An 18,921-nucleotide genomic window follows, 5' to 3' on the forward strand; every position below is an offset into this window, starting at 1 on the left:
CCTATCCGGGATTTTTTTTACACCAAGCCAGTCTGTAGCTATCCAGTGACAATACCGTCCACCGCCACAGGGCTGCCGCTATCACCATCCTGGAAGCGCGCGCGCAGCGCCTTCCAGCGCGGCAGAATGGCTTCATATTTTGCCGCACGCACATGACCGTAGCCGCGCACCTGCTGTGGTAGTGCGAGCATCTCGTTCGCCTGCTCCAGGTTACCGGCACCAAGGGCCGCGGCCACATCCAGTACAGACGCACGCACTTCACGCGCCCACTGTCGCTCCTGGCGCCGCTCCGCGGTATAGCCAAACAGATCCAGCGGCGTACCGCGCAGCACCTTACCCTTGGCCAGCAGCGGCAATACATTTGCCAGCCAGGAGCCAAGCGCGATCTTGCGCACACGGCCACCGGCGTCGGGCCGCGCCAACAGCGGTGGTGCCATTAAAAACTTGAGCTTGTAATCGCCCGTGAAGGTTTCTCGTAGCTGGCGCTGGAACGCGGCACCACTGTACAAGCGGGCCACCTCATACTCGTCCTTGTACGCCATCGCCTTGAACAGACTATGGGCAGCGGTGCGCGTAAGGGTATCCCCTGTACCTGGCAGCCTGCGTTCCGCACGCATCAGTTTTTCGATCGCGCTGGTGAAAAGACGCGCATACGCCGAGCTCTGATATTCGCTCAGTTCCTTCGCCAACCGCGCCACCAGCTGCTCGGCACTCTCTTGCGGCTCCACCAATTTCACCACCTGGGATGGGCTCAGAAGCTGGTTGATCGCCTGCGGGTTCTCCACCAGCAACCGGCCCGCGCGGAATGCGCGCAGGTTGTTTGCCACCGCCACGCCATTGAGCTCCACCGCACGCTCAATCGCGCCCTGGGAAACCGGCAGCAACCCCTGCTGACAGGCATACCCCAGCATCATCAGGTTGGCGGCGACCGTATCGCCGAACAGGGCTTCCGCATAGCGATTCGCGTCCAGGGAAAAATATTCCGCGGCCACGCTCTCGATGCTCTGAGCGGTCTGCTCCGCAGGAAATGCCAGCTCGTTATTGCGCACAAAGGCCGCAACAGGTACTTCTGCGGTATTAACCAGTGCCTTCATTTTGCCACTGGCAAACTTGGCGCGCTGAGCGGCAGCCGTCACCATATCGCACCCGAGCAACAGGTCCGCGGCCCCATCGCGAATGCGCGCGGTGGTAATGTCCTGCGGCGTGTTGCCCACCTTCACGTGCGCCACCACGGCACCGTTCTTTTGTGAGAGGCCGGTAAAATACAGCGTGGTACTGCCCTTCTCTTCCAGATGCGCGGCCATGCCCAGTAACGCCGCAACGGTAAGCACACCGCTGCCACCGATGCCGGCAACCAGAATACTCAACGGCTGATCCAGTTGTGGCTTGGGCGCATCCATGAGGCCGCGGCTCGCTTCATCGATGGATTCCGCAAGCGATTTCAATGCCGGCTTTTTCAGCTCGCCGCCCTCAACGCTGACAAAGCTCGGGCAAAAGCCATCGGCGCAGCGCATGTCTTTGTTACAGCTGGACTGGTTCACCTGCCGTTTGCGGCCGAATTCAGTTTCCAGTGGCTCCACGGCGATACAGCTGGACTGCACGCTGCAATCGCCACAGCCCTCACACACGCGATGGTTTATCAGCAGGCGACGGGCGGGATCGACCATCTGCCCTTTTTTGCGCCGGCGTCGTTTTTCTGCCGCGCACACCTGTTCGTAAATGATGGCGGTAACACCGGCGGTGTCGCGCAACTTGCGCTGCACATCGTCCAGGGCATCGCGGTGGAAAATCTGCAGCTCTGCAGGCAGCAGGTTGCGATTTTCTTGCCAGTGGTCCGGATTTTCGCTAACCAGGCACACCTGCCCTACGCCCTCGGCCAGCAACTGCCGGGACAGGGTGGGCACAGTGACTTCACCGTCTGCCGGCTGGCCGCCGGTCATGGCAACCGCGTCATTCAGCAGGATCTTGTAGGTGATATTGATGCTGCTTGCCACTGCCTGGCGAATCGCCAGCAGGCCGGAGTGGTTGTAGGTACCATCTCCCATGTTCTGGAAAATATGCTTGTCACTGGAGAACCGGTGCAACCCCACCCAGTGCGCGCCCTCGCCGCCCATGTGCGAGTAGGTATCGGTGCGCAGCCCTTTACCCAGCGCCATGATATGACAGCCGATGCCGGCACTGCCGGTACTGCCTTCCGGCAACTTGGTGGAGCTGTTATGCGGGCAGCCGGCGCAGAAAATGGGCTCGCGGGCAAGCAGGCCAGTGGCTTTTTGCAGCACATCGCTACCCAGCTTTTCCGCCAGGGGTATAAGCTTCGCCGCAAGTTCGGTGTCCGCTAGCCAACGCGCGATGGCCTTCGCCACCTGGTCGGGGCCAAAGCCCCAGATCGCCGGCAGCAGGTCGTTACCTTCCAGATCCTTCTTGCCCACCACTTTCGGGCGGTCACTGTCGGCCCAGCCGTAGAACAGATTTTTCATCTGGTCTTCTACCAGCGGGCGTTTCTCTTCCACCACCAAAATGCGTTCCATACCGCGGGCAAACTCGCTCATTCCGCGTGGCTCCAGCGGCCAGCTCATGGCGACCTTATGGATGGAGATACCGGCGTCGCGCAGATCCTGCTCACTTAATTCGAGAAGCTTCAGCGCTTCCAGCAGGTCCCCGTGCGCCTTGCCCACGGTGACAATACCAAACCGCTTCTGCGGCGCGTCCACAATGGTTTTATCCAGCCCGTTCGCGTAAGCAAAGGCTTTCGCCGCCGGCAGGCGCTCCTCCAGCATGCGGCGCTCGTATTCCATACGCTCTGCCGGCCAGTTGAGATGCGGGTCGTAATTGAGGCCGTGGGCCGGAACAGGGAACGATTCCGGCAATACAAATTTCGGCAGCGGTGGCACCACAATGGACGCACCGGATTCGACGGTTTCGGTGATGGTCTTGAAGCCCACCCACAGCCCGGAGAAGCGCGACAGCGCAATGCCGGCGAGGCCGAGGGTCAGGTATTCGTCAATGGTGGCCGGGAACAGCAGCGGCATCATCACCGATTCAAAAATTTGATCGGTGTTGTGGGAAAACATGGAGGATTCGGCAGTGTGATCATCGCCACACAGGGCCAACACACCACCAAGCTTCGAGGTGCCCTGGATGTTAGCCTGGCGGAATACGTCGGCACTGCGGTCTACCCCGTGGCCCTTGCCGTACCAGATGGAAAAGACCCCATCGCGAGTGGCCTGCCGGCGGTAGTGGTCGAGCAGCTGGGTACCCCAGATATTGGTCGCGCCCAGGTCCTCATTGATGCCTGGTTCGAAATGAATATCCCGCTCCGCCAGCAGCTTCTTGTGCCGCCACAAGGTCTGGTCATAACCGCCCAGGGGAGAACCCCGGTAACCGGAGATAAAGCCGGCAGTGTTCAACCCGGCGTTCTCATCCAGCCGCTTTTGCATCAACGGAAGGCGCACCAGCGCATCGATGCCCGTGAGGAAAACCCGTCCGGTATCCCGGGTGAAAGCAGCCTTGAGGGAGTACTCCCGGTCAAAGCCCAGTTCCTGATCCGATTCGACCATCGCCATAAATAAGAACCTTCTCGCTCAGTGTGGCGCACGGGTGACTACGGTTGACCACAGCCCCGGCAGCCGACTCCGGTGTTATTTTGTTGTTGCCGGTAAACTATCACCGGCGCACCAAGCAGGTCATACCAAATTCACCATGAAATTGGCGAAACACAGAAAGAATCCACCACATCTGGGCAGGTTTCTGCAATAATTGGAAACTGAAAGCGATTAGTTGAGAATATTTATCAAATCGTCGCGGGATAACCGTACGGCAGAAATGGCTGCGAAAAGTCCTGTGAACCAGTGCTATTAACTGGTCACATCCGTTATCCTCCTAACTACGGTAATCGGCAGCCTCAACGCACCTGACCAGCAGCACGCTGCCTGCACGGCTCGCCATTGTGAACAAGAAAATCAGGAACACCGGGTAACCCTATGGCCTATCTACTGGACGCCATCGACAAGCACATTCTGGAAATTCTTCAGGAAGACGCGACCATTCCCAACATCGAGCTGGCAGAAAAAGTCCACCTGTCACCGTCGCCCTGCTCCCGCCGCGTCAAAAACCTGCACGAACAGGGGTTTATCAAGCGCGCGGTCACCCTGCTGGAGCCGGACAAAGTGGGCCTGCCCGTGAGCGTGTTTATCCAGGTGACCCTCAACCACCAGGTGAAGAAAGAGCTGCAGCACTTTGAGTCCACCATCGGCCAGTGGCCGGAAGTGATGGAGTGCTACCTGATGACCGGAGACTTCGACTACCTGTTGCGGGTGGTGGTGCCCAATCTGCATGCGTATCAAGAGTTTCTGGATAAAAAGCTGACCGAGCTGCCCGGCATTGACCACATCAAAAGCAGCTTCTCCCTGAAGCAGGTGCGCTACCGGACTGAGCTGCCCCTCGATCAATTGCTGGAAAAATAATACGCGCTAGCGGCGAAACCAGCTCAGGATGAGGCTCAGCACCACGCTGACAATGATCATGGAAACAATGGGAAAATAGAAGCGGCTGCGCTCGGTCTCGATCCGAATATCACCGGGCAGCCGCCCAAACCAGTTCACCAGCCAAGGCGCATAGTTCAGCGCCAACCCCACTACGATCAGCACACAGCCAGCCACGATCAACCAGCGTCCCATCGCCACCATCCTCCCGGCACCATACTCCTGGCACCTATAAGCTCCAGAACATTTCTGTACGTCTTGCAGTGTAACCCGCATCCGGTATTCCGGCAGGCGGCGGCTAAATTGGCAGCCGCAAGCTCCACTGTTACCATCGAAGAGACCCTTCGATAGACGCTGATACAAGGCTAATAATTATGCGCCTCTTACCTACGCTCGTTAGTTTGGGCACCCTGCTTGCCTCATGGCAACTTGGGGCCACAACCCTGATGCACAACTTCGACGGCTACCAGGCCAGCGAACACCGCCTGGAACAGTTCAATACGCTGGTATTCGATGAGGGCAAGGTCCTGGCCACCGGCGATTTTGCCCAACTGCGCAAGCAATACCCTGAGGCGACAACCATCGACGCCGGCGGCAAGCTGCTACTTCCAGGCCTGATCGACGCCCACGGTCATGTGCTTGGGCTGGGCAGGCTACAGCAACAGCTGGACCTGCGGGGTCTCGATTTGCCGCAAACCCTCCACGCCATCAAGCAGTTTGCACGCAAACAGCAACCGGGCGAATGGCTGATCGGACGCGGCTGGAACCAGGTGCTCTGGCGTGGCAAGCAGTTTCCCACAAGCGCACAGCTCGACGCCTTGGATATCGACCAGCCAATCTGGCTGCAGCGCGTCGATGGGCACGCAGGTTGGGCCAATAGCGCCGCCATGAAACTTGCCGGTATCACCGCGGACACGAAGGCCCCCGACGGCGGCGAGATCATTCGCGACGAAGAAGGTAAGCCAACCGGCGTGCTCATTGATAACGCCATGGGGCTTATCCAGGGTGTCGTCCCGCAACCCACCCTGCAGGAGGAAAAAGCGGCACTCACCACGGCGTTCGAACTGGCGCTGTCCCTCGGGCTCACCGGGGTACACGACGCCGGTGTCAGCGAACAAACCCTGAAGGCCTACCGCGCCCTTGCCGCCGAAGACGCGATACCGTTGCGTGTGTATCCGATGATTTCTTCCGACGACCCGAAGTTGCCCGCACTGCTTGGCGCAGGTCATGTGGGTGCCCCGAATGAAAAACTCTACGTGCGCAGCATTAAGGTGTATGCCGACGGCGCGCTCGGCAGCCGCGGGGCCGCGCTGCTGGAGCCCTACCATGATCGCCCGAAGGAAAAAGGTTTGTTGATTTACTCGCAAAGTGAGTTGAGCAAACAGATGCAGCTTGCGACGGACAACGGCTTCCAGGTAAACGTGCACGCGATCGGCGACCGCGCCAATCACATCGTTCTGGAGATTCTGCAGTCCCTCAACAAAAAGCAGGACCAGAAACCGTTCCGCCACCGAATCGAACATGCGCAGGTGCTGACCCTCAACGACATTGAGCGCTTCCCATCACTGAACCTGATCGCCTCGATGCAACCGGTGCACGCGACCAGCGACAAGAATATGGCCGGCGACCGCCTCGGTGAACAGCGTCTCGAAGGTGCCTATGCTTGGCGGAAATTTCTCAGCCAGGGCACCAAACTGGCGGCGGGTTCCGACTTCCCGGTAGAGCCGGTTAACCCCCTCTTCGGCCTGCACGCCGCGGTCACCCGGCGCGATCGTCAGGGAGCCCCGGAGAAAGGCTGGCTGGTGGAAGAAGCCATGACACTGGAAGAAGCGCTGCGCGCCTTTACCCTGGACGCGGCCTACGCCAGTCACCAGGAAAACTTCATCGGCAGTCTGGAACCCGGAAAGTTTGCCGACTTCATCCTGCTCGATCGCAACCTCTTCACCATCGACCCGCAGGAAATCTGGCAAGCCAATGTGTTGGAAACCTGGGTAGAGGGAGAACGGGTATTTGCGCGCAGCGAATAGTAGGTAAGACGGTAACGTCAATTACGCAACCGTCACACAACCATCCCATATCCATAAAAAAAGCCGCGCCCCATTCGGGACGCGGCTTTTTTTGTGGAACCCTGGGTACTACTTTAGGTACCGGGCTACCGTTTACTCACCAGCGGACGCTGTACCCTCTTCGCCGGGCACCGGGAAACCACGGTCACGCATCAGCGGCTCGATACCCGCATCGCGACCACGGAACAGACGGTAAGCTTCTGCCGGGTCAATGGCGTTGCGCGGTGCGAACAGGTATTTAACCAGCTTGCCGGCCACTTCCTTATCGTAGAAACCACCTTCTGCTTCAGCGAAGGCTTCAGAAGCATCGGAAGTCAGCACGTCGGCCCACATGTAACCGTAGTAACCAGCGGAGTAACCTTCACCGGAGAAGATGTGTCCGAAGTGTGGGGTGCGGTGACGCATCACCAGCTCGGACGGCATGCCCAGTGCATTCAGGGTTTCACGCTCGAACTTGTCCGGGTCGATACCCTTCGGGTCGGTAGTGTGCAGCTTCATGTCCACCAGCGCGGACGCCAGGTATTCGGTGGTGGCGAAGCCCTGGTTGAAGTTGGCTGCTTTCTTGATCTTCGCCACCAGCTCTGCGGGAATCGGCTCACCGGTTTTGGCGTGCACCAGGTAATTGTCGATGATCGGATCGGTGCTCAACCAGCGCTCCAGCAACTGGGACTGGAACTCGGTGTAGTCGCGCACGCCGCCGTTAAGGGTCGGGTAGCTCACGTTGGACGCCAGGAAGTGCAGCGCGTGACCGAACTCGTGGAAGAAGGTTTCCGCATCGTCCCAGCTCACCAGCACCGGCTCACCGGGTGCACCCTTGATAAAGTTGGAGTTGTTGGAAGCCAGTACGGTTTCCTTGCCATCGAAGGTGGTGTGATCGCGGTACATGCTTGCCCAGGCACCGGAGCGCTTGCCGGAGCGGGCGAACGGGTCCAGATACCACAGGCCGATATGCTCGCCGCTGGTCTTGTCCGTCACTTCCCAGACTTTCACGTCTTCATGGAAAACCGGCACACTGCCCTCTTCCACCGGGCTGAAACTGAAGTCAAACAGCTCACCGGCAACGTAGAACATGCCTTCACGCAGATTGTCCAGCTGCAGGTACTGTTTGACTTCATCGGAGTTCAGGTCGTACTTCGCCTTGCGCACTTTCTCTGCGTAGAAACGGTAGTCCCACGGCTTGATTTTGATGCCGGCCTTTTCCGCATCAGCCACCGCCTGCATATCAGCGACTTCTTCGTGAACCCGCGCTACGGCTGCCGGCCATACCGCTTCCATCAGCGCGATGGCATTTTGCGGGTTTTTCGCCATACGGTTCTGCAGGCGCCACTGGGCGTAGTTATCGAAGCCAAGCAGTGCAACACGCTCATCACGCAACTGCAGAATTTCGGCAATGATCGCGTTGTTGTCGTGCTCACCACCGTTGTCGCCACGGCTGTAGTAGTTGGTCCACACCTTCTCGCGCAGCGCGCGGTCTTCGGAATAGGTCAGGAACGGATCCATGGAAGAGCGGGTGTTCTTGATTGCGTACTTGCCCTTCTGGCCTTTTTCTTCCGCCATAGAGGCGGCGGCTTTGACGAAGGACTCCGGCAGGCCCGCCAGCTGGTCTTCGGTCAGGAAAATATCGTAGCCTTCTTCGTCGGCCAGCACGTTGTTGGCAAACTTGGTGTGCAGCTCGGCCAGGCGGTTGTTGATTTCTGCATAGCGCTTCTTGTCTTCACCGGAAAGCGTCGCGCCATTGGTGGCGAACTCATCGTATACCAGCTCAACCACGCGCTTCTGCTCCGCGGTAAGGTCAGAGCTGTTGCGGGAATCAAAGACAGCCTTTACGCGCTGGAACAGTTTGTCGTTCTGAATGATCTTGGAGCTGAAAGCTGCCAGCTTCGGCGCCATTTCCGCCTGCACGGCACGGAATTCCGGGGTCGACATGTTGCCGCTCCAGATACCCCAGTAGGTGAACACCTGGCTCAGTGCCTTGCCGCTGCGCTCCATCTCTTCAATGGTGTTGGCAAAGGTCGGCGGCGCCGGGTTGTTGGCAATCTCGTCGATTTCTGCCAGGTTCTGCGCCATGCCGTACTCCAGCGCCGGCTTCAGATCTTCCACCTTCATCTTGTCGAATGCGGGCACACCACCGTAAGGGCCCTTCCACTCCGCCAGCAGCGCATTATTTTTTACGACATCTGCGACTACTTCGGCAGAAGCCACCACTTGCTCTGCCGGCTTCGCCGCCTGTACGTTTTCTGCTTCTTTACTGCAGCCAGCGGCGGCGGCCAGCGCCGCGGCGATGGACATTGCGATCAGTGTTTGACGCATTGAGTAGATCCTCTCGTGACATGAAATTATTAAATTTTTAGCTGCCCGGAGTGTACCCCAGCGACAAGCGAGATCGCTACGATGCGGGCACAAGGCCGCAGCTTTATCGGCCAGGTGCCGCTCTCGCGACACATTCCCCCGGCACTGATCAACTTTACGGAGTATTTTGTGGGGACAGGTTTTTAGCGTCATTCGATAACGGCTTATTAAGTGGATAGTTTTAGACTGCTGGACACATAGTACCGGTGGCGTTGTCGCACCGCCGCCAGCACGTCAACAGATTCAGTGCTCAGGTGAAATCAAACGCGCCGGTCTTCCACGATATCGCCCACCGCCAGCAGCTCCTCATCGTGAGTCACTTCTCGCCAGGGTTCATTGATTCCGGCCTCGACCCAGCTTTGCATACCGGGCAGCGCCAGAATGCGCTCGCAGTAGTCCATCGCTTCTTTGCCGAGGGAGAGCTGGTAGCCTTTCAGGCGCAAGACGACCGGTGCGAAGAACGCATCGACCGCTGTGAATTCCCGCCCCGCCAGAAATGGCCCGCCGAATCGGGAAAGTCCCTGCTGCCACAGCTCGTCGATGCGATCCAGGTCTTTTTGCAGAGCGTCGTCGATGCGATGCAGCGACACCGTTACCCCACAGTTCATGCTGCACTGGTTACGCAGGGCGAAAAAGCCGGCGTGCATTTCGGAAGCGGCGCAGCGCGCCCAGGCTCTCGCCTGCTTGTCCTCCGGCCAGACGCGCGGATGAGATTCGTACAGGTATTCGGTGATGGCGAGCGATTCCCAAACAGTGGTATCGCCGTCGACCAGACACGGTACCAGGCCGGTTGGGGAGAATTTGCGGAATTTATTCCAGCTGCCGCCCTCGTCGAAGGGCTCCAGCTGTTCCTCAAAGGGAATTTCCAGTTCGGTGGCCAGCAGCCAGGGGCGCAGCGACCAGGACGAATAGTTTTTGTTGCCGATAAACAGTTGATACATCCTGGTCTCCCTCTCCCAATTAATGGTTTGCTTGGCGTTAAGCTGTTTATGCCTTGCCGCCGGTACCATTTCGGCCGTCGCGCAGCATTTCAGAAATACAGAAGGCGAGCTCCAGCACCTGGTCTGCATTGAGTCGCGGGTCGCACTGGGTGCGGTAGCAACTGGCGAGATCTTCGTCGGAAATTTTCCAGGCACCGCCGGTACACTCGGTGACGTGCTGCCCGGTCATTTCCAGGTGAATACCACCAGGGTGTGTGCCCTCGGCACGGTGCACCGCAAAGAAATCCCGGATTTCCCGCAGAATGTTATCAAAATTGCGGGTTTTGAAGCCGCTGGATGCCTTTTCGGTGTTGCCGTGCATGGGGTCGGTGCTCCACACAATAGAGCGCCCTTCCTTTTCCACCGCACGCACCAGCGCGGGCAGTTTATCGCCCAGGGTATCGGCGCCCATGCGGGTAATCAGGGTCAAACGACCGGGCTCATTGTTCGGGTTCAAGCGATCAATCAGTCGGATCAACTCATCGGTCGCCATACCCGGCCCCACTTTGACCCCGATGGGATTCCACACCCCGGCGAGGAATTCAATATGCGCGGCATCCAGCTGGCGAGTGCGCTCACCGATCCACAGCATATGGGCGGAGCAGTCGTACCATTTGCCCGTCAGGCTATCGGTACGAGTGAGCGCCTGCTCGTAATTCAGCAACAACGCTTCGTGGGAAGTGAACAGTGTTGTCTCGCGAATGGCCGGTGTATTGGCGGAGTTGACGCCGCACACCGCCATAAACTCCAACGCATCCTGCAGACGTTCTGCCAGCTGCGCATAGCGGTCTCGCTGCGGGTTGTTTTCCAGGTAGCTCAGGTTCCAGGCATGCACCTGATGCAGATCGGCCAGCCCCCCCTGGGCAAAGGCACGCAGCAGGTTGAGGGTGGCCGCGGACTGGTTGTAGGCGGTGAGCATGCGCCTGGGGTCAGGTACGCGGGCTTCCGCAGAAAAGTCGATACCGTTGATGATATCGCCCCGGTAGCTCGGCAGCTCGACACCATCCACGGTTTCCATGTCGGCCGAACGCGGCTTGGCATACTGCCCGGCCATGCGCGCGACCTTCACCACCGGCAGGTTGCCGGCAAACGTGAGTACCACCGCCATCTGCAGCAACACTTTGAAGGTGTCGCGAATACGGTTGGCATTGAAGTCGGAAAAGGATTCTGCGCAGTCGCCACCCTGCAATAAAAACGCCTTACCCTGCGCTACTTCCGCCAGCTGGCGGCGCAGCTCCCTCGCCTCCTCCGCAAACACCAGCGGCGGGTAATCGGCAAGTTCTCGCTCAACGGATTCCACGGCATCGAGGGATGGATAGCGGGGCTGCTGGTGCGCTTGCAGTTTGCGCCAGCTGGAAGGGTCCCAAGGTTTTACCAGGGGTTCAGGCTCTTGGGACGGCTTGGTGGATTGGGACACGGGGACTTTTACCTCAACTTCCATATGCGGCTCGAAATCAGATTCAACGGTCTGTGCCGCCAATTTGGCGGCACAGAGTCTGGGAGCAATTTCACCGGCGGTCCCAGGGCCGCCGTTTCGAATCGGGAATGCAGAGCGCCGTTATCCGGCGTCGAGCACTTCCGCAACCGACTTGCAGAAGTACGCCATGTTGCTCTGGCTCAGGCCAGCGATACTGATACGGCTGGAATCTACCATGTAAATGGAATAATCCTGCTGCAGTTTATGCACCTGTTCCGGGGTAATTCCCAGGAATGAGAACATACCTTTCTGCTTTTCGATAAAACTGAAGTCGCCCGCGGCGCCGGCATCCCGCAAACTTTCCACAACACCACTGCGCAGGCTATTGATGCGCTCGCGCATCTCGGTGAGCTCCGCTTCCCAGTTGGCGCGCAGGCCCGCGTCAGTGAGGATGGACTCGACAATGGCGCCACCGTGATTGGGTGGCATGGAGTAGTTGCCGCGCACCACATTCAGCAGCTGACTCTGACCGCGATCGGCGGCCGCCGCGTCGCTGTAAATGACCATGGCGAGGCCGACCCGCTCGCGGTACAGACCGAAGTTTTTCGAGCAGGATGCGGCGACCAGCATCTCCGGCACCGATTCCGCCATCAGACGCAGGCCGTAAGCATCGGCCTCCAGACTGTCACCGAAGCCCTGGTAGGCCATGTCAATGAAGGGGGTGAAACCCTGCTTCTGCGCCATTTCCGCCAGCACCTTCCACTGCTCGCGAGTCAGGTCGGCTCCACAGGGGTTGTGGCAGCAGGCGTGGAACAGCACCAGGTCACCTTCACCGACCTGCTTCAGGGTTTCCACCATCGCGTCGAACTGCAAGCTGCTGGTGGCGCGGTCGTAATAGGGATAGCTCTTGATCTCCAAGCCGGCATTGCCCAGCAGGGGCACGTGATTGGCCCAGGTGGGGTCGCTCACCCAGATGGTGGCGCCCGCTTTGGCACGATCGGAAAACTCAGCCAGAACACGCAGGGCACCACAGCCCCCCGGCGTCTGTGCAGAGCGCACGCGGTTGCCAACCAACGCGGGGTGGCCGGCACCCAGCACCAGTTCCTGCATCGCGCTGTTGAACCCAGGGGTTCCCGCCGGACCGATGTATGCCTTGGTCTCCTCACCGCGCAACAGGCGGGTTTCCGCTTCCTTGACGGCCTGCAGAACCGGGGTATGCCCCGCTTCATCCTTATAAACACCCACCCCCAGGTCGATTTTGTTGGGGTTATCGTCCGCACGGTAGGTGGCGAGAAGCCCCAGAATGGGGTCTGCGGGCAGGCTCTTCAGGTGGTCAAACATGGAAACTCCTGGTAATTCGCGCCGATGCGCTCACAACGCATCGAGCAGTGAATGGTCAAGTCAGAAAGATGGGATAAGAATGGCAGATGAACCGGAGATCAGTCGATCAGGCCGCGATTGGCCCAGTCCTGCGCGCGCGCCATCAGCTTTTCAATAATACTGTCGAGCTGGTTGCGCTCGTCCGCCGACAGCGAGCCCATCAGGTCGTTCTCATACTGTTGCGCCAGCGGCACAATACGTTCGTACACGTCCCGGCCCAGATCCGAAAGATTGAGCACCTGGCGACGGCGATCCGCGAGGTCTTCGCTGCGGGTGATGTAATCGTTTTTGATCAGAATCGACACCGCACGGCTGATTGCCACCTTGTCCATCGCCGTTTGCTCGACCAGATCCGCAGCGGACAGGTTCGGGAAACGGCCTAAAATGGCCATGACACGCCAGGCGGGAATGGTGAGGTCGAAACGCGCGCTGTAGGCATCCGCAATCGCGTTGCTTACCCGGTTGGACAAAACAGAAAGACGATAAGGCAGGAACTTCTCCAGACGCAGATCGTCCGGGCGCACCGCATCCATAGGGTCGGAAAGCTCAGTCTTGTCGCTAGTGGTGTTATCAATTGTCATCGCGGTTTTGTTGCCTGCTTTTCATTCGCCTGCCCTCTTTGCACTCTTTGCACTGGGCGGGGAATGGGTTGTACCAGTTTTTAAATGTAACTAAAATTGGTTTCAAATGTAACCACTGCCGCAGGATTTTTTGCCAGCACGATGGCCGGGTCGCCAACTCCGGAAAGGAAGGGAGATGTGAAGAACTCCAGTGACCACGCATCGAACCAGCCTGAGCAAGCTGGTCACCCACTCAGAAAAATTGGCAGCACATTATACGGTGCCTGACGTGGATTTTGTCAGGCCGCGCGACCACTGACGCAAACAATTTGCGCCCCGAACCGCACAGGATGCAATAAATATGGAACTCCACGGTTATTTTCGCTCTTCCGCCAGCTATCGCGTGCGCATTGCGCTCAACCTGAAGGGACTGGAATACGATTACCATCCGGTAAATCTGCTCAAGGGAGAGCAAAAAGAACCCCACTACCGCAGCCTGAACCCGCAAGGGCTGGTACCGGCACTGATCGACAGCGGGCACGTGCTGACCCAATCCCTGGCGATTATGGAATGGCTCGACGAGCAACACCCCCAACCCGCCCTGCTGCCAAGTGATCCGTTGGCGCGCGCCCGGGTGCGGGCGCTGGCCTACAACGTGGCCTGCGACATCCAACCCGTACAGAACCTGCGTGTGCTGAAATACATCCAGTCCGAACTGGGCGCCAGTGATGAACAGAAGGTTATGTGGATTCGCCACTGGATCGATGGTGGCTTCGCGGCGCTGGAAACGCAGCTGGATGGACAGGGAGACATCTTTGCCAACGGCGATGCACCGGGCCTGTTCGAGTGCTGCCTGATTCCGCAGATCTACAATGCCGAACGGTTCGGCGTGGCGCTGGACCAGTACCCTCGCATTGCGAAAATTGCCAACGCCTGCGCCGCGCTACCGGCATTTGAACAGGCGCGCCCGGAAAATCAGCCAGATAGTACGGTTTAACGGCACACCCGCCGCTACCGCTCTCGTTCAGGAGTCCCTGGCACCTCGCCCGACAATGTCAGGGGCTCCTTGAAGGTCAGCGTCCGGTAGGGGAACGGAATCTCAATACCGGCCTCATCCAACGCACGTTTCACGGCCGTTACCACTTCCCCACGTGAGCGACGCTCCTCGAAGGGGGTAGACCCGGCCCACCAGGTGACCTCAATATCAACACTGCTGTCGCCGAACCCCTGAGGGAATATCTGTATCGGCTCATCCTCTTTGACGGTTTCACATTCGCCGACGGCGGCCTTGATCACCTCCACTGCGGTAGAGACATCCTCACCATAGGCGATGCCGGCAATAATGGTAATACGCCGCTTGTTTCGGTCCGTGAGAATCTCACAGGGATTTTTAAACAAAAACAGATTGGGCACGATCACCAGCTCTCCGGTGGTTCGGCGAATAGCGGTGTTGCGCACCTCTACCGCTTCTACCCTGCCCTCCACGCCTTCACACTTGATCACATCACCGGCTTCAAACGGAAACCGCCATAAAATCAGTATCCCGGCGAAGAAATTCTCAAAAATATCTCTGAAGGCAAACCCCACCGCCACCGACAGCAGCCCGAGCCCGCCGAGGGCCTTGGCCGGTGTGAGGCCGGGAAACAGTACCATCGCGGTGATAAGCACTCCCAGCACCCAGATGAAGATGCGTGTCAGGCGAACCAGTAAATCCTGAAGCGACGGTTTGCGCGTGGTTTTCCGCGCGAAACGACGGGCGGCCTTTCCCACGAAGGTGGCGATAATCCATGTCAGCACCAGCATCAAAACACTGGCGATGAAAAAAGGGATGTGTGCAAGGAAGCCTTCCCAGATGCCATCAAGGGAGGCCATCACCGTATCGACCACGTGGGACAGAGAGGAGGGTTCTACCTTTGCCAGCTCCAGGGCATCGGCAAGCTCCTTGGCCTTATCCGCGCCGTCCTGATTATTCTGGCCCAGCGGATTCGCTTGCAGCGGCCAGCTAGGCATCGCTTACCCGGTAATCGTGGAGGCGCAGCCACCGGGTGGCGATCCATTTCTCCCCCGCAATCACCGGACTGCCACCATGCAGCGTCAGGCGGTCAAGCTCTCCTTCATCATTGGCAAACGAAAAGAACAGGCCGCACCCTTTTTTGGGCATCACATCCAGGGATACTTTGGGGAACACCGTAGAACCGCCGGCCTCCACGTTGTTCAGGTACATCACCAGAGTGCCCACACGCTGGCCGCCACGCGCCAGTACTTTCTGATTACCGGGTTTCTGGGGGTTAAAGAAATCAAAGTGGGGCCGATACTCTGCCCCCTCCTGGTAGTGCAACACCTGTATTGGCTCACCACGACTCTCCGGCACACCCAGCAAACGCTCGATACGGGCCTCAATGGCGGCGATCAAAGGGGTAGCGCGCGACTCAAAATAGGTGCCAGAGCTGGTTCTTACGTCACCGAGATCGAAGGTGCCGCTTTCTGAATTCACTACCCGTGAGCGCTTGAGCCTGGGGCGTGATAGCTCAATCAGCGCATCGCACTCACTCTCGGACAGCAAATTGCCAAACAGCACCACATTCGGTCGCTGCATCGCCAGCAGAACTTCCACCTGCTGGTCCCCGAGGTCGTACAGGTTCTTTTGCGGATGAAACAAGCAAAAGCGACTGCCGTCATATTCCTCCTCTGTCGCAGCCTGAGGCGGGGTGACTGCAGTAGTGCCAGCATCAGGCTGGGCACCCGAACCTGCAGCCACATTGCCGCCAGCTGAATAGGCCGCAATACATTGCTCAACAGCACGCTCGATGGAGGGTTGGTACCCGGCTTTCAGCAGTGCATCCATCACATTCGCCTGACACTGGCCGCGCTCCACGGCCTGCTGCATCCACTGCTTCAAGTCAGGCTGAAGCTCTGTAAATTCCACAAGACACTCCTTTGCTCTCGCCCGGCCCATGCTGCGGGGCCAACTCGCGCACTGAGTATAGTCCGCCCCCTCTGCCCTATCGCGCGGCCCAGGTGCTGCCACTGAGCACCCCATCCCAGCGTTGAACCCACTGTCACTACCGGTGTCTACCCACCAGTCTGGGCAGGGAATGCCAACTCGCCAAGAATGGATAGCACCGGAATGCGATTCCGCTAGACTTGGTTTTTAACGACACGCCAAACCGGCCCTCGACGACCGCTGAACAAGGTGACCCGCTTGATCCGCTCACTCCGCCGCTACGCGCTCTGTGCGCTCCTGATCCCTTTCCTGGCTCCCGTCCTGGCACTGACCGGCTGCGCCACCCTGTCACCGGGCTTTGAAAAACCGGATGTGCAACTTACCGCGCTGGAACCCTTGCCCGGCGATCGCAGTGGCAACCTGCGCTTTCGTATCCACCTGCGTGTATTCAACCCCAACAACACGGACCTCGCGCTCTCCGGCCTCTACTACACGCTTAAGCTGGCCGGGCACAAGGTCGTGACCGGCACCTCCAATACCCTGCCGGTAGTGCCGGCGTACGGGCAGCAAGCCATCAGCGTGGATGCGTCTGCGAACCTTATGGGGTCTTTTATGGCGGCGGCGGAACTGATCCGGTTGCAGGGCAATACCGTGCCCTATGAACTGGAGGCCAAGCTGGGGCTGAAGGCATCGCTGCTACCCGCGATTCGGGTATCCAAGCGGGGGGAGATCCAACTGGGGCAATACCAGCGCTGATACCGCGCCAAGAGAGCGGCACGGCGGGCGGGGAAAGAAGACGGTGTCAGGGAAGGGACACGGGCTGGGCCGGCGAAATGCCAACCCAGCCGGGTCAGGAAAGGCACAAAAAGGCGGCGAGACTATCGACGCGAGACTATCGACGCGAGACTATCGACGCGCGGCTACGATACCGCCGGTCATGGCCGCCACGGAGCTGAGAATACCCAGCCCTACCAAGCTATACAGGCTAATGCTCTGCTCGGCCATGGCAGCCAGCGCTTCCTGCAACGGGAACTGCCAGCAGACGATAGCGGATGCCGCGATCACCGCCGCATACTGGTAACGCGTGGCACGACGCTCGGAACGCTTCGCCGGCACGGGCGGCAGATCCACCATCACGCGCTCACAGAAGCCGTCATCGTCCAGGTGAGGCTCGTTGAACTGCAGCTGCTGAGAAAGCCAGGTGTCAAAATCTGGCGAGTCACCACCGATAACACCGGACTCAGAGTGCACAACACCGCCTTTGATTACCATACCTGGAATACCTGCTGTATCACTTGTGGAATTTCTTGAATCAGCCACTGACTACCTCCTCCCGCCAGGCCTGCAGTAACGACTGCAATTTGGCCCTTGCGCGATTAACGTGGGATTTTACCGTGCCCAGCGGCAATTTCATAATTGTGGCCGCTTCCTCGTGGGAAAAGCCGCGCTGCATACACAGATGCACCGCCTGTCGCTGGGCGTCACTCAATTCCCCCATTGCCGAATTCAGGTCTCTGGCCATGCCCAGTTGCTGTGCTTCTTCGACACTTTCCTGGGCCTGGGCGCGGTCCACCGCCTCCTGATCCACCTCGGGCGTATTTTTGCGCTTGTGACTCATGACCAGATTGTAGGCGATGCGGTACAGCCATGTGCTGAAGCGCGCATCCCCACGAAACGCCGGCAGCGCCTTGTAGGCCTTGATGAAGGCCTCCTGCGCCATGTCGTCGGCAAGACCCTGATCGCCATTGCACAGCTGGCGGAGCGAGAATCGCAGCTGTGACTGATAGCGACGAACCAGCTGGGCATAAGCCCGCTGGTCCCCGTCTTCGACGACGCGCCTGATCAGATCCTCATCATTGAGGTCCATGGGTGGTAATCCTTAACCGGCCTGCTGGTGATCGAGTTTCCAGTTCCAATACCGGGCGACCCCGATAAACAGTGGTATCAGACCCAGGCTGCCAGCCCCAATACCCGAAGCGACCGTCAACCAGATGAAGATGGCAGCGCCCACCGCCATCAGGGTGAAACCGCGGTCTTTGGTGCTGGCGGCACGCTCGCCTTCCATAGCGTCCAACAGCTCCGGCGGAATATCACGCCCTTCCGCGACCATGCGATTGATGTTGTCCATCAGCAGCTGCTTCTTGCGGTAGCTGTTGCGGGTCACCAACCACACGATCATGATCGGGGTACCAAAGAGCGCGACGATCGCGACAATACCGATCAACCACTCCATATCCGGACCGCGGCTACGCTCTACGTGGCGCTCCCGATACTCACCGTGCTCGGCCCGGGCGCGCTCCACTTCGGCGCGGATGCGCTCGGCACGCTCCATATCCGCGTTGATACCGATACTGATATTGCGCGGCACCGAATTGAGCGCCTCTTCGACCACCAGCCCCTTCTCATCGAGAATCCCTTTCTCTTCGAGTTTCTCGTAGATACGGCGGGTAACCGCGCCACCAAACTCCTCGCCCAGATCGATCTGCACGTCGGCGCTCTCGCCATTTTCGTCGCGGGCGTGGATCCGCAGGCTGCCGTCTTCCTGGCGCAGGATCCGCACCTGTTTAGACACCTTGTTTTCTGCCGACTTCGCCGGTGCCTCAGGCGCAACCACCGGCGCCGGGGGTTGCGGCGGCTGCGGGGCTACCGCCTCATCGTCCTGTGCCAGCAAGCTGCCGGAAGCACCCATTGCCAGGGCCGCCACAAAGGCGCACGCCCAGCGAGGCTGTCGGTTACGCGTAGTT

The 18,921-nt window shown here is 59.0% G+C and carries 16 protein-coding genes; 4 read left to right on the forward strand and 12 right to left on the reverse strand.

Annotated features, from left to right (window positions below; genetic code table 11):
* Positions 1 to 38: 38 nt before the first annotated feature.
* Positions 39 to 3,563 (reverse strand): indolepyruvate ferredoxin oxidoreductase family protein, encoded by a 3,525-nt coding sequence (locus AU182_RS10965; protein WP_066964898.1) that lies wholly within the window; start codon positions 3,561 to 3,563, stop codon positions 39 to 41.
* 417 nt (positions 3,564 to 3,980) lie between these two features.
* Here AU182_RS10965 and AU182_RS10970 point away from each other — a divergent pair, with 417 nt between their 5' ends.
* A complete protein-coding gene (locus AU182_RS10970; protein WP_066964901.1) occupies positions 3,981 to 4,463 on the forward strand; it encodes an Lrp/AsnC family transcriptional regulator in 483 nt (160 codons plus the stop codon).
* A 6-nt stretch (positions 4,464 to 4,469) separates the two neighbouring features.
* Here the strand turns inward: AU182_RS10970 and AU182_RS10975 are convergent, their stop codons facing one another.
* Positions 4,470 to 4,676, reverse strand: coding sequence for a DUF2905 domain-containing protein (locus AU182_RS10975; protein ID WP_066967973.1), 207 nt, complete (start codon positions 4,674 to 4,676; stop codon positions 4,470 to 4,472).
* Positions 4,677 to 4,927: 251 nt separating this feature from the next.
* Between AU182_RS10975 and AU182_RS10980 the strand changes: the two genes are divergently transcribed.
* Positions 4,928 to 6,508, forward strand: a complete 1,581-nt coding sequence (locus tag AU182_RS10980; protein WP_227718226.1) for an amidohydrolase — start codon at positions 4,928 to 4,930, stop codon at positions 6,506 to 6,508.
* A gap of 132 nt (positions 6,509 to 6,640) precedes the next feature.
* Here AU182_RS10980 and AU182_RS10985 read toward each other — a convergent pair whose 3' ends face one another.
* From AU182_RS10985 to AU182_RS11005, 5 genes are all read right to left on the reverse strand, one after another.
* Entirely contained in the window at positions 6,641 to 8,857 is a 2,217-nt protein-coding gene (locus tag AU182_RS10985; protein ID WP_066964907.1) for a M3 family metallopeptidase, read from the reverse strand.
* Between the two features lie 299 nt (positions 8,858 to 9,156).
* On the reverse strand, positions 9,157 to 9,837 hold the full coding sequence (locus AU182_RS10990; protein WP_066964910.1) for a glutathione S-transferase family protein: 681 nt from the start codon (positions 9,835 to 9,837) through the stop codon (positions 9,157 to 9,159).
* 46 nt (positions 9,838 to 9,883) lie between these two features.
* Complete coding sequence (locus AU182_RS10995; RefSeq protein WP_066967978.1) at positions 9,884 to 11,254, reverse strand: class II 3-deoxy-7-phosphoheptulonate synthase; 1,371 nt, start codon at positions 11,252 to 11,254, stop codon at positions 9,884 to 9,886.
* Positions 11,255 to 11,434: 180 nt separating this feature from the next.
* The gene (locus AU182_RS11000) at positions 11,435 to 12,634 is read right to left on the reverse strand and encodes an amino acid aminotransferase (protein ID WP_066964913.1); all 1,200 of its coding nucleotides are present in this window, start codon (positions 12,632 to 12,634) and stop codon (positions 11,435 to 11,437) included.
* 98 nt (positions 12,635 to 12,732) lie between these two features.
* Positions 12,733 to 13,254 (reverse strand): MarR family winged helix-turn-helix transcriptional regulator, encoded by a 522-nt coding sequence (locus AU182_RS11005; RefSeq protein WP_082859376.1) that lies wholly within the window; start codon positions 13,252 to 13,254, stop codon positions 12,733 to 12,735.
* A gap of 340 nt (positions 13,255 to 13,594) precedes the next feature.
* Here AU182_RS11005 and maiA point away from each other — a divergent pair, with 340 nt between their 5' ends.
* Positions 13,595 to 14,230 carry a maleylacetoacetate isomerase gene (maiA, locus tag AU182_RS11010; protein ID WP_066964916.1) on the forward strand — a complete coding sequence of 212 codons (636 nt, stop codon included), beginning with the start codon at positions 13,595 to 13,597 and terminating at the stop codon, positions 14,228 to 14,230.
* A 14-nt stretch (positions 14,231 to 14,244) separates the two neighbouring features.
* Here the strand turns inward: maiA and AU182_RS11015 are convergent, their stop codons facing one another.
* Both AU182_RS11015 and AU182_RS11020 read right to left on the reverse strand, forming a co-directional pair.
* The gene (locus tag AU182_RS11015; RefSeq protein ID WP_082859377.1) at positions 14,245 to 15,243 is read right to left on the reverse strand and encodes a mechanosensitive ion channel family protein; all 999 of its coding nucleotides are present in this window, start codon (positions 15,241 to 15,243) and stop codon (positions 14,245 to 14,247) included.
* Positions 15,236 to 16,159, reverse strand: coding sequence for a 2OG-Fe(II) oxygenase (locus AU182_RS11020; protein WP_193754331.1), 924 nt, complete (start codon positions 16,157 to 16,159; stop codon positions 15,236 to 15,238). Before AU182_RS11020 ends, AU182_RS11015 begins: the two co-directional genes overlap by 8 nt.
* A gap of 276 nt (positions 16,160 to 16,435) precedes the next feature.
* Between AU182_RS11020 and AU182_RS11025 the strand changes: the two genes are divergently transcribed.
* On the forward strand, positions 16,436 to 16,933 hold the full coding sequence (locus AU182_RS11025) for an LEA type 2 family protein (RefSeq protein ID WP_193754332.1): 498 nt from the start codon (positions 16,436 to 16,438) through the stop codon (positions 16,931 to 16,933).
* Between the two features lie 150 nt (positions 16,934 to 17,083).
* Here the strand turns inward: AU182_RS11025 and AU182_RS11030 are convergent, their stop codons facing one another.
* The 3 genes from AU182_RS11030 to AU182_RS11040 are packed head-to-tail and all read right to left on the reverse strand — an operon-like array spanning position 17,084 to position 18,881.
* Positions 17,084 to 17,449, reverse strand: a complete 366-nt coding sequence (locus AU182_RS11030; RefSeq protein WP_153039212.1) for a hypothetical protein — start codon at positions 17,447 to 17,449, stop codon at positions 17,084 to 17,086.
* A 40-nt stretch (positions 17,450 to 17,489) separates the two neighbouring features.
* On the reverse strand, positions 17,490 to 18,044 hold the full coding sequence (locus tag AU182_RS11035) for a sigma-70 family RNA polymerase sigma factor (protein WP_066964923.1): 555 nt from the start codon (positions 18,042 to 18,044) through the stop codon (positions 17,490 to 17,492).
* Between the two features lie 12 nt (positions 18,045 to 18,056).
* Complete coding sequence (locus AU182_RS11040; protein ID WP_227718228.1) at positions 18,057 to 18,881, reverse strand: DUF6249 domain-containing protein; 825 nt, start codon at positions 18,879 to 18,881, stop codon at positions 18,057 to 18,059.
* Positions 18,882 to 18,921: the final 40 nt, after the last annotated feature.

The organism is Microbulbifer sp. Q7 (genome assembly GCF_001639145.1).
Taxonomy (GTDB): domain Bacteria; phylum Pseudomonadota; class Gammaproteobacteria; order Pseudomonadales; family Cellvibrionaceae; genus Microbulbifer.

What these genes read in the sequence shown, in the direction of transcription:
- maiA (WP_066964916.1), top strand. Translation starts at nt 13,595, where the DNA reads ATGGAACTCCACGGTTATTTTCGCTCTTCCGCCAGCTATCGCGTGCGC.
- AU182_RS10975 (WP_066967973.1), bottom strand. Translation starts at nt 4,676, where the DNA reads ATGGGACGCTGGTTGATCGTGGCTGGCTGTGTGCTGATCGTAGTGGGG.
- AU182_RS10985 (WP_066964907.1), bottom strand. Translation starts at nt 8,857, where the DNA reads ATGCGTCAAACACTGATCGCAATGTCCATCGCCGCGGCGCTGGCCGCC.
- AU182_RS11015 (WP_082859377.1), bottom strand. Translation starts at nt 15,243, where the DNA reads ATGCCTAGCTGGCCGCTGCAAGCGAATCCGCTGGGCCAGAATAATCAG.
- AU182_RS10965 (WP_066964898.1), bottom strand. Translation starts at nt 3,563, where the DNA reads ATGGCGATGGTCGAATCGGATCAGGAACTGGGCTTTGACCGGGAGTAC.
- AU182_RS11030 (WP_153039212.1), bottom strand. Translation starts at nt 17,449, where the DNA reads ATGGTAATCAAAGGCGGTGTTGTGCACTCTGAGTCCGGTGTTATCGGT.
- AU182_RS11000 (WP_066964913.1), bottom strand. Translation starts at nt 12,634, where the DNA reads ATGTTTGACCACCTGAAGAGCCTGCCCGCAGACCCCATTCTGGGGCTT.
- AU182_RS11035 (WP_066964923.1), bottom strand. Translation starts at nt 18,044, where the DNA reads ATGGACCTCAATGATGAGGATCTGATCAGGCGCGTCGTCGAAGACGGG.
- AU182_RS11005 (WP_082859376.1), bottom strand. Translation starts at nt 13,254, where the DNA reads ATGACAATTGATAACACCACTAGCGACAAGACTGAGCTTTCCGACCCT.
- AU182_RS10980 (WP_227718226.1), top strand. Translation starts at nt 4,928, where the DNA reads ATGCACAACTTCGACGGCTACCAGGCCAGCGAACACCGCCTGGAACAG.
- AU182_RS10970 (WP_066964901.1), top strand. Translation starts at nt 3,981, where the DNA reads ATGGCCTATCTACTGGACGCCATCGACAAGCACATTCTGGAAATTCTT.
- AU182_RS10990 (WP_066964910.1), bottom strand. Translation starts at nt 9,837, where the DNA reads ATGTATCAACTGTTTATCGGCAACAAAAACTATTCGTCCTGGTCGCTG.